9 protein-coding genes are annotated in these 12486 nt (G+C 69.2%); 5 read left to right on the top strand and 4 right to left on the bottom strand.

The features are described from left to right. Positions 1–15 precede the first annotated feature (15 nt). Positions 16–429, bottom strand: a complete 414-nt coding sequence (locus tag HS104_11270) for a hypothetical protein (protein ID MBE7480549.1) — start codon at positions 427–429, stop codon at positions 16–18. Positions 430–628: 199 nt separating this feature from the next. Between HS104_11270 and HS104_11265 the strand changes: the two genes are divergently transcribed. Then, entirely contained in the window at positions 629–1219 is a 591-nt protein-coding gene (locus HS104_11265; GenBank protein ID MBE7480548.1) for a DUF2914 domain-containing protein, read from the top strand. A 138-nt stretch (positions 1220–1357) separates the two neighbouring features. Here the strand turns inward: HS104_11265 and HS104_11260 are convergent, their stop codons facing one another. After that, positions 1358–2248 carry an alpha/beta hydrolase gene (locus HS104_11260; protein MBE7480547.1) on the bottom strand — a complete coding sequence of 297 codons (891 nt, stop codon included), beginning with the start codon at positions 2246–2248 and terminating at the stop codon, positions 1358–1360. A 24-nt stretch (positions 2249–2272) separates the two neighbouring features. Here HS104_11260 and HS104_11255 point away from each other — a divergent pair, with 24 nt between their 5' ends. Continuing rightward, the gene (locus tag HS104_11255; GenBank protein MBE7480546.1) at positions 2273–3754 is read left to right on the top strand and encodes a PAS domain S-box protein; all 1482 of its coding nucleotides are present in this window, start codon (positions 2273–2275) and stop codon (positions 3752–3754) included. 228 nt (positions 3755–3982) lie between these two features. Further along, positions 3983–4579, top strand: coding sequence for a hypothetical protein (locus tag HS104_11250; protein MBE7480545.1), 597 nt, complete (start codon positions 3983–3985; stop codon positions 4577–4579). Between the two features lie 617 nt (positions 4580–5196). Here the strand turns inward: HS104_11250 and HS104_11245 are convergent. Then, positions 5197–7074, bottom strand: coding sequence for a proprotein convertase P-domain-containing protein (locus tag HS104_11245; protein MBE7480544.1), 1878 nt, complete (start codon positions 7072–7074; stop codon positions 5197–5199). 181 nt (positions 7075–7255) lie between these two features. Here HS104_11245 and HS104_11240 point away from each other — a divergent pair, with 181 nt between their 5' ends. Beyond that, positions 7256–9379 (top strand): pre-peptidase C-terminal domain-containing protein, encoded by a 2124-nt coding sequence (locus HS104_11240; GenBank protein MBE7480543.1) that lies wholly within the window; start codon positions 7256–7258, stop codon positions 9377–9379. Beyond that, entirely contained in the window at positions 9376–11361 is a 1986-nt protein-coding gene (locus HS104_11235) for a hypothetical protein (protein MBE7480542.1), read from the top strand. Before HS104_11240 ends, HS104_11235 begins: the two co-directional genes overlap by 4 nt. Here the strand turns inward: HS104_11235 and HS104_11230 are convergent, their stop codons facing one another. Then, the gene (locus HS104_11230) at positions 11362–12483 is read right to left on the bottom strand and encodes a hypothetical protein (protein ID MBE7480541.1); all 1122 of its coding nucleotides are present in this window, start codon (positions 12481–12483) and stop codon (positions 11362–11364) included. Between the last annotated feature and the right edge of the window lie 3 nt (positions 12484–12486).

Raw genomic sequence — 12486 nt, 5'->3', positions numbered from 1 at the left:
CTTCGAGGCGCGGGCTCAGGCGCGCGGAGGCGACAGCTTCGGCGCGAGCGCGAGGAGCGGGATGGCGTCGTGGGCCAGCGCGGCATCCGGCGCGAGCAGCGCGGCGGAGCTCTCGGGCGCCGTCGCGACGAGCGTCCACCGAGCGATCTCGGCGAGCTCCGCGGGCGTGCGGGCCGGGAAGCAGCAGTCGTCGTGGCTGCCGTGGTCGCCGTTCTCCTCGGGCGTCGCGGTCTCGGCGCTCATGCGCTCGGTGGAGCGGAGCTCGGGGGCCTGCCCGTGGTGGAGCGTGCCGTGCTTGGCGCACAGGTAGTGGGCCACGAGCACGTGGTGACCGATGCTGGTGAGCTGCGCGCCGACCAGCACGAGCGCGACCAGCGCGGCGAAGGCGCGCAGGCTTCGCACCAGGCGGGCTCCGGGCAGGCGGCGCATGCGGACGGCTCTAGTTTTGCCACACGCACCGGGCCCACCGCAACTGCGCCGGGCGCAGGTGCGCCCGCGGCCACGCGCCCACGGGCGTGTCCTCGCCGACACGACCCAGCGCGCGATTGCGCGGAAATTTGGCTGGCTCGGCCCTTGCTCTCTAGGGTGCGAGAACGCTCGGGTGATTGCCGGGCAGGAGTGTCAGAGCATGAATGAGCGCAGGTTTGCAGTGGCCGTGGCCCTCTCTCTGGTCGCCGTGGCGTGCAGTCGGCAGGACCCGACCGAAGCGTCCCGGGAGCCTTTGGCCCGGGCGACCCCGGCCGTCCCTGCCGCGCCGGCGCCGGCTGCGCCCGCTCGTGCCGAGCCCAAGACCGCGGACCCACCAGCGAGCGTGCTGGTCAAGGCGGAGAAGGCCGAGCCCGCCAAGAAGCCCGCCAAGTCGCACCCCGCGTCCACGGACGCGGTTCTCCCCGACGGCCTCGCCGTGAAGCGCATCGTGATCACCCGCAGCATCGACAAGCGCGAGCCGGCAGCGGTCGATCGGCTGGTGGTGTCCGACGAGCCGCTCTACGCCTTCGTCGAGCTGGCGAACGGCTCGGACTCTGCCGCTGGTGTGGTCATCACCTTCGAGCGCGAGGGCAAGAGCGTCGGGCACGTCAAGCTCGAGGTGCCCGCCAAGAACGCCCGCTGGCGCACCTGGGGCAAGACGAAGCAGGTGCGACAGGCCGGCGACTGGGTCGCGGTGGTGAGGTCCGCCGACGGTGCCGAGCTCGGGAAGAAGAGCTTCACCGTCGAGTGACGTCCAGGACTCACCCTCAGGCGTGAAGTCGTCCCGTCTCGCGCGGAAGTTCGCTGGGCAGCTGCGCGAGCGAAGCGAGCCCGCGACGAGCGAGGCGAGTCGCGTCGGGGGTCCGGGGGCCGTGCCCCCGGCGGAGGACTACGGTGGGGGTGGGTGGGCGGGATCTAAGAAGTCGAGCAGCACCCGCGCCAGCGCTGCCGGCTGGTGGCGCTGCAACATGTGGGAAGCACCATCGATGATCACCCGCTCGGGGCTCTGGAAGCACGCCACGCGTCGCTCCAGGTTCTCCAGGGAGCGAAACGGCGAGTCCGCGCCCTCGACGAGCAGCACCGGACACTTCACCGCGCGCCAGAACGACTCGGCGACGTCGACGCGGAAGGGGTAGGGGCCGCGGGTCAGGTGCAACGGGTCGTGCTTGAAGCGGCGGGCGCCACCGGGCAGGGCGACGGTGCCGTGCTCGGCGAAGTACCGAGCCAGCTCGTCGCTGAGCAGCGGGTCGGCGGCCCGCAGGCGCTCGGCCGCGGCGTCGAGGCTCGGGTAGGCGCGGCTTTCGCTTTCGCGGGCGCGCTTCCAGGCGCGGATCCAGCTCTCCACGCGCACCGGGTGGGGCGTCTCGTCCTCCGGCGGCCCGAGCCCTTCGAGCAGGGCGAGAGCGTGCACCCGCTCCGGAAACGCGCCCGCGTAATACGCCGCGATGCTGCCGCCCATGGAGTGCCCGACCAGGGAGACGCGCCCCCTGCCGAGCGCTTCGACCACGCCGGCGAGATCCGCCACGTAGTCCATGAAGTGGTAGTAGCCACCGGCGCCGACGCGATCGCTGTCGCCGTGGCCTCGCATGTCCGGCGCGACCACGTGAAAGCGCTCGGCGAGCCCGTGGTCGACCAGCGGGCCGAAGCCCCAGGCGAGGTCCAGGAAGCCGTGCACCAGGACCAGCGTGTGATCCCGCGAGCTGTCCCGGCCGCCCCATTCGAGGACGTTGAGCGTCAGGCCCGTGGCCAGGGGGAGGCGAAGCTCGGTCGGCGCCAGCACGCTTCGGGATGCTAGCATGCGAGGGTGCCCGATGAGTCAGCCACAGCGTCGCCGCTCGGGTCGCTCGTCGCACGCTCGCCCGTCGCGATGTTGGTGGTGGACGAGCGCGGCGTCATCGTCGAGGCCAACCGCGAGGTCGAGCGGCTGTTCGGCTGGGCCGACCACCAGCTGATCGGCTCGTTCGTCGAGGTGCTGGTGCCGGGCCCCCTACGCCAGCTGCACGCGGAGCGCCGCAGCGAGTATTCGGCGACGCCGCGCACGCGCAACATGGGCAGCGGCTCCCGGCTCGAGGCGCGTCACCGCGACGGCCACTTGTTCAGCGTCGACGTGATGCTCGCCCCGCTCGACGACGGGCGCACACTGACGGTGGTCGTGGACCGGAGCGAGCTCGGCGTGGCCGAGGACGCGCTCCGGCGCAACAGCGCGACCTTCCGCCACGTGATGGAGAGCATTCCCGACGTGGTCTACGTCGTGCGGACGCAGGGCAGCGACGCGTTGTCGGCGCGCGTGGAGCTGGTGAGCGACCACGTCGAGGAGGTGGTGGGCTGGGCCGCCGAGGACTTCATGCGCGATCCGGGCCTCTGGCTCCGCTGCATCCACCCGGACGACCTGCCCGCGCTCGGGCAGCGCACGCAAGAGATGTTCGCGAGCGGCGAGCCGGTGATCCGGAGCTACCGGCTCGCGCACAAGAACGGAGCGGAGTGGCGGCAGATGGAAGACCGCGCGTCCCTGCTCCGGGACGTGAGCGGGAGGATCACCGGCTACTGCGGCGTCGCGCGGGACGTCACCGAGCAGCGGTCGCGGGAGGCTCACACGGCGATGCAGGAGCGTGTCGCAGCCCTGGGCCTCTTGTGCGCGTCCGTGTCCCACGAGCTCAGCAACCCGCTCACCTACGTGCTCGCGAGCGTCGATCTGGCCCAGACCCTGCTCGCGGAGCGACCGGAAGAAATTGCGCGGGCGCGCGCCGCCCTCGCGGACGCGCTCGACGGCCTTGGGCGCATGCGCGCCATCCTGGCGGATCTGACGCAGATGGGCCGACAAGAGGACTCGGCCGGCGTGGCGGACGTGCGGCGCGCGATCGATCTGGCGGCGCGCATCGCGGCCGGCGCGCTCACCGAGCGCGCCTCGCTGAGCCGAAAGTACGCAGAAATCCCTTTGGTTCGCGGCGACGAGACGCGCCTGGCCCAGGTCTTTCTGAACTTGCTCATCAACGCTGCTCAGGCCATGCCGAAGGAGCGCCACGGCGACATCACGGTCAGCGTCGCGCCTGGCTCGGGCGCCGAGGTGGTCGTGGAGGTATCGGACGACGGGGAGGGGATCGCCGCCGAAGCGCTGCCGCGCATCTTCGACGCGTTCTTCACCACCAAGCCGGTGGGCGTGGGCACCGGGCTCGGTCTGTACGTGTGCCGGGCGTTGGTCCGAGAGATGGGCGGCGACATCCGAGTCGAGAGCGAGCTCGGCAAGGGCACGCGTGTCCGGGTGGTCTTGCCGGCGGTCTTGGTGTAACCTGATTGCCTTGGGTCGGGCGCCGGGCGCTCGTTTACTTCCCAGTCAGGAGTCACCGTGAGAATCGCCACCATCTCTGCCTTGGTCTGCCTTGGTTTCGGAGCCGTCTTTTATGGCGCGTGCGGGAGCAGCAGTAGTAGTGGCGGGAACACGGGAGGCACGCAGACCGTGACCGGCGGCGGCGGCGGCGCGGGTGGCGCGGTCGGCGGCGCGGGCGGTTCCGGCGGCATGGCCACCGGTGGCGGCGGCAGCGGCGGCAGCGGCGGCAGCTCCGCTGGCTCCTGCAAGGGCGTCTGCGGCAGCGCCGACGAGCAGCCCGGCGGCTGCTACTGCGACCCGGCGTGCAAGAACCAGAGCCCGCCGGACTGCTGCGCGGACTACGACACCGAGTGCAAGACGACGCAGGTCCAGCTTCCGGCAGGCTGCGCCTCAGGCATTACGATCGAGTGCAATCCGGTCACGAACGAGGGCTGCAACGGCGGGGCCGGTCAGGCTTGCGACCTGGGAACGAGCTCGGGACAGTCGGTGATCGCCTGTTTCGATCCGCCCAACGACAAGAACCTGGGAGAGTCGTGCACCAACTCGAAGGGCCCGTACTGCAAGGGCACCATGCACTGCTCGGGTGACGTCGACGGTGGAACCGGCACCTGCAAGAAGTTCTGCTGCTCGAACGCGGACTGTGGTGGTGGCACCTGCGCGGCGTTCAACTCCCAGCTCGGCACCCTCGGCGTATGCGAGGGCGGCACCACCGACGCCGGCACCGACGGCGGCGGAGGCACGGGCGGCGGCGGCAACGACGCAGCGGCCGACACGTCCACGGACTGAACCCCGAGCTCTAACCCAGCAGCGAAGCCGCCGCGGTCCGCGAGGCCCCGGCGGCTTCGGTGTTTTTGTCCCGTCAGGGGCGTGCGCTGCGCCGAACGTCCGCGGGATGGACGTTCCGCGCAGCGGAGGGGGATGACGCCTCCCGATCAGCCGGGGGGGCCGCTCGGCTGTCACGGCGTGCGCGACCGCGCGATCGCCTCCCGGTCACGGGCGGGGGAACAGGTCGGCTGTAGCTGCCCGCGCGACCGCCTTCCGGTCACGGGCGGGGGAGCAGGTCGGCCGTAGCTGCTCGCGCGACCGCCTTCCGGTCACGGGCGGTGGAGCAGGTTGGCTGTATCCGTGGGGCTCATGATTGGTCACATCTCTTCCGGTGCCGCCTCGGATCGGGAGAGAACCGCCAAGACGCCAGAAAGAACGCCAAGGTCGCCAGGAAGAAGCTCACGGCCCTTGGCGGCTTGGCGGTCTTCTGAGGGTCCAGGCGCCGCGGGCGAGCAATGGTCAGCCGTGGGGGTGACCAGCGCCGCTCGGCTCACGCACGCCCGTCCGCCCACGACACAATCAAAGAAATCTGTCGTGGCGTCGTGGCGTCGTGGCGCAACTCTCCTGGTTGCCTCGACCTACCTCTTGATCTCGAGGCTCCAGCCGTTGAGCGTGCCGCTGTCGCCCGAGGCCACGTCCGCGACCAGCAGGCGCCAGGTGCCCTTGGACTCGTCGCCGACGAACTCGCTCACGCTGAAGGTGCGCTTGCCGAAGGGACCGCTCTCCGCGTCGGCTTCCTGGAGCACGGCCTCGCCCACGCCGATGCGCTGGAGCTTCACCGTCAGGTCGCCCTTGTACGGGTGGGTCACGTCCACCGTCACGCTGAGCGCCTTGATCTTGCCGGCGTCCGCCACCGCGATGTCCGTCGAGACACCCGCCGGGTCGTTGTCCTTGATCGGCTTCGACTCGGTGCTCGAGTAGCTCTGGCTGGTCGGCGCGGCGCTGCCGCGGGTGATCGAGAGCTTCCAGGAGTTCAGCTTGCCGACGTCGCTCTTGGCCTTGTCGATCACGACCAGGGACCAGGTGCCGGCGGCGTCCTGCCCGTCGAAGGCGGTGACCGCGAAGGTCTTCTTCAGATCGTCGGCGCTGCCGCCGGCGCGATCGGAGAGCACCACCTCGCCGCCGCCCTGGCGCACGAGCTTCACGATCAGGTCGCCACGGTAAGGGTGGGTGACGTCCACCGTCACGCTGAGGGCGCTGATGCTGCCGCCTTCGGCGACCACGATGTCGCTCTTCAGGCCGTTCGCGTCGTTGTCGGGGATGGCGCCGCCGGTGGTGTTCTCGTAGTCGGTTCCGCTGCCGGTGCAGGCCGCGTCCGCCGCGCAGTCGCCGTCGGCGCAGTCGGTCTTGCCGTCGCCGTCGTTGTCCTTCTGGTCGTTGCAGATCTCCTGCTTGGGCTCGGGCTTCGGCACGTCCGAGCCGTACACCGTGCCGTACTGCTCCACGTACTTGTAGCTGAGGTAGCCGTAGCCCGGGCCGTAGGGGTTCTGCGTGCCGAAGCGATCGGTGCCCCAGCTGTTCTTGAAGATGAAGAAGCCCTTCTCCTTGACCGGGTTCCCGCTGCCGTCCACGGCGGGCTTGCCCTCTTCGTCGAGGGGCTGGATCTCTTTGTCGTCGTCCCAGCCCACCAGCAAGATGGCGTGACCGGCGCGCTTCTTCAGGCTCTCGGTCTTGTCCTTCGCGTTCGGGTAAAACACGACGCCTTCCTTCCAGTACGTGGCCGAGTCCACCGGGATGGCCGAGAGGCGGTGGTTCCAGGCCTGGTAGAAGAAGGTCATGCCCACGACCACCGCCTGCTTCTTGCCGGTCATGAAGGCCTTGATGCTGTTGGTCTTCGAGTTGACCCACTTGCCGGCCGGCAGCTTGAAGCGAGGCGCTGCGAGGGCGCTCGCCGGCGGATCGCCGTTCGTGTAGCACTTGGTCGGCATGCTCTCGCCGGTGCACTCCGGGTCGTTGGCCGTCGTCCACTTGGTGCCCTGGTAGGGCCAGTCCTGCTCCTGCACGATGCCGAACTGGCTGATGGCCTCCAGGTTCGAGGCGGCGTTCGAGCCTTCGGTGTTGGTGAAGTCGCCGCCCTCCACCTTCACGCTCCACTGAAGGAACTGCTCCGAGAAGTCCGGGTTCGGCAGGTTGCCGCCCTTGATGTAGAGGTGCTCCATCAGCGCGTTGGTGGCGAAGATCGAGCACACGCCGCGGCTAGCCTGGTTTCGCACCGGCGACTGCTGCGTCAGGAGCTCGGTGTAGAGCTTCGGGTAGACGGCGTCGGCCTTGCCGAGCTCGTCGAGCTTGGCGTTGTCCGGAGCGTCCTTGAACAGGGCGTCCAGATCCGAGAGCGGCGCGTCGTTGTCGATTTCCCCGCCGGCCGGGCCGCCGCCGTCCGAGGACGAGCAGCCGAGCGCGAGGGAGGCGAGCAGAGGTAGGACAGAAAAGGACCGATTCACTTGGAGCTGGCGCATGTGGCTGTTCCTCCTACACTGTACGACAATGGACTACCGGATCTTCCCCGCCCAGTCTAATGAAATCGGGGGGTTGGTGGCCGCTGGGCGGCAGGCTCCGGGGCAAGCTTCGGGAAAGTAGCCGCGGCCTCGGCCCGCGCCAGGGAAAAATCATACCCTTCTGCTCGTAAGGTCCCCAATCGTGCGCACCACACTTGCTTGTCTCGGGTCCAGCCTGGTCCTCGTCGTGTCGGGTTGCGGGGGAGGCGACGACAACAGCCCCCCGAAGCTCGATCCCATCCCCGATCAGGTCGCGGCGGTGGGCACCGAGCTGTCGGTGGCGCTCCGCGCGACCGATCCAGACGGCGACCCCATCACCTTCAGCTACAAGGCCGACCTGGGCGACATCAAGAACCGCGCGCAGCTCACCAGCGGCGCCGGCGGCACCGCGGTCTTCAAGTGGGTCCCAATCGGGTCCGACGTCGGGATTCACTCCTTCGACTTCATCGCTTCGGACGGCAAGGACGACGCCCGCCGCACCGTCGCCATCGACGTGAAGTCGGCGGCGGGCGGCGCGGGCTCCCCGGTCTTCATCAAACCGCTCGGGACGGGGACGACGCTCGATCTGGGCAGCAAGAAATGCGTCGAGCTGCCCATCGTGATCCAGGACGCGGACAGCACCCAGGTCGAGATCGCGCAGGAGCCGCCCCTCATCGACGGCGCGACGCTCGAACAGACCGACGGGCTGGAGGCGACCTGGAGTTGGTGTCCGACGCCGGAGCAGATCAGCGGCGGTGAGCTCTTCTCGCTCCTGCTCTCCGCCTACGACAGCGAGAACGCGAAGGTCTTGAAGGACTTCCTGATCGTGCTTCAGAAGGGCGTGAAGCCGGACTGCCCGGGCGACGGCCCGGTCATCACTCACAGCCCGGGCGATCAGTCCACGAACCTCGACATCGCCATCGACGCCGACGTGAGCGACGACAAGGGCCTGAAATACCCGCCGCTCCTCATGTACAGCACGACGGATCCGGGCCAGACGCCGGACTTGTCGGCGATGACCCAGGTGACGATGACCCAGGTGTCCGGGGACATGGTCAACGGCAAGTGGACCGCCGCCATCCCGAACCCGGTGGCGGACAAGCCGACGGGCACGACGGGGAAGCTCTTCTACCTGATCGTCGCCAACGACAACGACGACGCCGAGGGCGACTGCGATCACCAGACGCGCTCGCCGGATCCCGGCTCGCACTCGATGACGGTGACCAACGCGACGTCCAGCGGCCAGAAGGAGTGCTCTTCGTGCTCCAGCGACGTGCAGTGCGGCGGGCCCGAGGACAACTGCATCTTCGTGGCGGGCGCCAAGGTGTGCGGCCTCGCCTGCATCGACGACTTCGACTGTCCGCTCAGCCACGAGTGCTCGACGGCGCCGGTGCTCAGCGTGAGCGGCAAGAGCGCCAAGCAGTGCATCCCGAGCTCCGGCAAGTGCGGCGGCTCCACCACGCAGTGCACCGACGACTCGCACGAGGACAACGACACGCTGACGCAGGTGAAGACCAAGCCGGGGCTGCCGGCGGGGACCTACCAGCTGAAGAGCTGCCCGGGCGCCCCGTTCGACGACGAGGACTGGTACCCCATCGACATCGCGAGCGAGTCCACCGTGACCGCGACGCTCTCCGGCGGCGCCTCGAGCAACCTGGACCTGATGCTGAAGGACTCGACCGGCAAGGTCGTGGTCAGCTCGGCCAAGCCGGGCTCGCAAGAGAGTGTGACGAGCTGCCTCACGCCAGGCCGGTACTACTTCCACGTCTGGGCCTGGTCCAAGGCGGAGAACTCGTATTCGCTGACCTGGTCCAAGCAGAACGGCTGCACCGCGCAGTGCGTGGACGACTCCTCGGACACCGGCGGCAAGAACGACGACAACAAGAGCCAGGCGCGGGACGCCGACATCACGAGCGGCCCGTACAAGTCGGCGGCCCAGCAGATCTGCGCCTGGGACGACGACTGGTTCAAGGTGTTCATGGTCAAGGACGAGACCATCAAGGCGACCTTGAAGTTCACCCAGACCAAGGCCAGCGAGGATCTGGATCTCTACCTGTACGATCCGGCCGGCGTGCAGCTCACCAAGTGCACCGAGGCCGACCCGTGGGAGTGCGACAGCTCGAACGGCCAGTCGAGCACCTCGAACGAGAACCTCTCGTACAAGATCCCGGCGACCGGCGACTACTTCGTGGTCGTCCACGGCTGGGAGGGCGCGCAGAACAAGTACGACATCTGCATCGACTACACGAGCACCAGCAAGACGACGAGCGGATGTCCGGCGCTGTGAAAAGAGCCCTCGGGCGCCTCGCGTTCGGGGCCCTCGCGCTGATCTGGGTCGCCTGCGGCTCGGACGCCTCCGAGTCGCCGGGAGGCAAGGTCACCGATCTGACGCTGAACGAGGTCACGCCAGGGGCCCTGGTCCCGGGCAGCGCCCTGGTCGTCGTGGGCAACTACGTCGATCTGAAGCCGGCGTTCGTGCGCCTCGTGGGCAGCATGAACGGGCAGCCCGTGGACGCGCTCCTGCCGGCGGAGCTCAAGGGCCTGGGCCGGCTGGAGGTGAAGTGGACCGGCGGCGCCAGCATGGGCCTGCCCGGAAACGACGGCGAGTTCTCGGGCACCGCGCAGGTGACCGCCAGCGTGCCCGCCGATCCGCGCGAGCACCTGTCGCCGCCCCGAGACGTCGTGCTCCGGGTGGCCTCCAAGCTCGAGCCGAAGTTCTACGGCGTCGAGGAGGGCATCAAGCAGGTCAACGACGCCATCCACGTCGAGGGGGACGACTTCCTCCTGGGCGGCGGCGAAGGGCGCACGGTCGCCATCCTGGAGGGCTGCTACCAGAAGACCGGTGACACCGCCTGCACCCCGGTGCCGGACGTCGAGGTGCCGCTCACTCCGGACGAAATCAAAACCGACGTCACCACGCAGCGCAAGCTCGCGACCTTCCCCTTCGCGCCCAAGATCGCCGGCATCCAGCCGGGCCTGTTCCAGGGCAGCGTGCGGCTGCGCAGCGACCACGTGGTGTCCGGCGCCTCCAGCGAGACGGGGCAGATCCCCGTGCAGATCCAGCTGGTGGCCACCACCATGACGGCGTTCTCGCCGGCCGCCGCCAGCCTCGGTCAATACGTCGAGATCAGCGGCGGCGGCTTCGTCGGGAAGAACGCGGATCTGAACGACCCGACGCCGGCGACCACGCGCATCCAGCTCGCCGGGACCTTCACGCCCACCGGCGCCCCGAGCGGCAACCCGGTGAACCTCGAGCTCATCACCGAGTTCGTGAACGGCAAGCTGATCCGCTACGTGCTGAACGAAGAGGACGCGCTGGGGCAGGCCGCGGATCTTCGCAAGGTGACGGGGCAGTTCAAGGGCACCGCCAAGCCGGTGGCCACCTACGGCGCACAGAGCGTGATCGGGGGCGAGATCCAGGTGACGCTCGGCATCGCGCCGCTCAAGCAGGTGGTCTGGGTCAACTGGCTCCCCACCTACAAGGACAGCCTGGAGAACCTGGGGCTGCGCGCCGCGGATCAGCGCGTCCGCGATCGCATCATCGAGGTGATGCAGGCCGCCTACGTCGGCGTGAACCTCGAGTTTCGCACGGAGGAGCCCCGCGACTTCAAGCTCTTCGCCCAGGTCGATCTGGAGGGGCCGGATCCGAACGGCCTCGGCCTGCTCGGCTACGACAACTCCGCCGGCAAGGACAAGGGCAACATCCGGCTGGAGGACAAGATCGGCGGCGTGAACGCGGTGACCCAGGAGGGCGGCTACCCCGGCTTCGGCGGCGTGTTCATCGACTCGCTGTTCGGCTTCAGCACGCATCCGGGAAAGTTCGCGAAGAAGCTCGACGTCGCCGATCCGCTGTTCGATCAGATCTTCGATCCGTTCCGGCCGGACCGCAGCGGCAAGCCGGTGCTGGCGGAGGAGCTGGCGGTGAACGTGCCCATCCTCCAGAGCGGCGCGAGCTGCCCGGCGCCGAGCAGCGATCGCAAGATGCGCATCGCGTGTGCCATCTGGGTGCTCGGCTCCATGGTCGGCACGACTGCGGCGCACGAGGTCGGCCACTCCCTCGGCCTGGCCGATCCCGAGGGCGAGGAGTTCCACAACCCCGGCGACGAGCCAAACCGGCTGATGGACTCCGGCGGCGCGCGCAGCTTCCGCGAGCGCGCCGAGCTCGGCGAGGGTCCGGGCGTGTTCTGCGACCTGGAGTTCAAGTACCTGCGCGAGATCCTGCCGAGCTCCGTGCCGGATCCGGTGCCCGTGCGGCCGACCTGCGACTGATCACAGGCTGTTGATCCAGGCGTCCACCGCCGCGAGGCCCGTGGCGTCCACGACCTCGGTGCCCAGGGTCGGCATCTGATTGAGGGTGCCACGCTGGTTCATGCGGATGTGCAGGTCGCTCTTGGCGGCGTCGCCTGGGACCAGGCGCGCCTGGCCGGTGCTGGGGTTCGAGGCCGTGAGCGCCTGGTTGGCCGTCGAGAGGTAGGTGTCCGTCGTCTTCACCGACGCCAGGTTTCCAGTTTTCAGCCAGAGCTGCATGTCCACCAGCGAGAACACGAAGCTGGTGTCGTTGTGGCAGATGCCGCAGTTGGCGTGCAGGTAGCCGAGCGCAGCCTGATCCGTCGCGGTGCCGGGCAGCGTGAAGGGACCGCTCGGGTTCGCGGTCAGGCGACCGTCCGCGATCAGGCTGGTCAGGGTCACGCCGGGCAAGCCGTGCGAGAGCTGGATGGCGGTGAACGAAGCGGCTCGGTCCTTCAGCTTGCCGTGGCAGGTCAGGCAGTCGTTCGACGACGGGATGTCGTGCTGCGTGCCCGAGGCGTTCAACACGCCGAGCGGCACCGCGTCCGCGTCGGTCTGCCCGGTGTTCCAGTGATAGGCCATCATCTGCCACTCGGAGGCGGAGGTCTTCTCGAGCAGGCGGGTCTCGACCCGCACGCCGTCCCGCGAGAACTCCTTCCAGAGCTTCGTGCCGACCGGGTAGACCCAGTAGTCCATGTCGCTGGTGTCGATCTTCGTGCCGGCGGGCAAGTAGACCCAGCGCTTCTTGGCCGCGCCGTCGGTCCAGAGCTGGTACTTCGGCTGGTACTCCTGGACGCCGGGCGCCAGCGTGCCCTTCGCCGTATCGGAGTAGAGCCCGGTCGCCGAGAGCTTGTCGGGGACGCCGCCGTCCGTGGTGGCGCCGCCGCTGCCCGAGGCGCCGCCGCTCGCGCCGCCGCTGCCGGAGGCGCCACCGCTCGCGCCGCCGCTGCCCGAGGCGCCGCCGGAGCCGCCGGTGTTGCCGCTGCCACCGGTCGAGCCGCCGGCGCCGCCGGTGCTCGTTCCGCCGTCCGAGTCGTCCGAGGAGCAGGCACCGGCGATCGCGGCAAGGGAGAGCAGGGCGAGGAGCGAGAGGCGGGGAAGCATGTC

The sequence above is a fragment of the Polyangiaceae bacterium genome, assembly GCA_015075635.1.
Lineage (GTDB): Bacteria > Myxococcota_A > Polyangia > Polyangiales > Polyangiaceae > JADJKB01.
The sequence above is the reverse complement of the archived record's forward strand: the minus strand, read 5'-3'. Positions and strand labels throughout refer to the sequence as shown.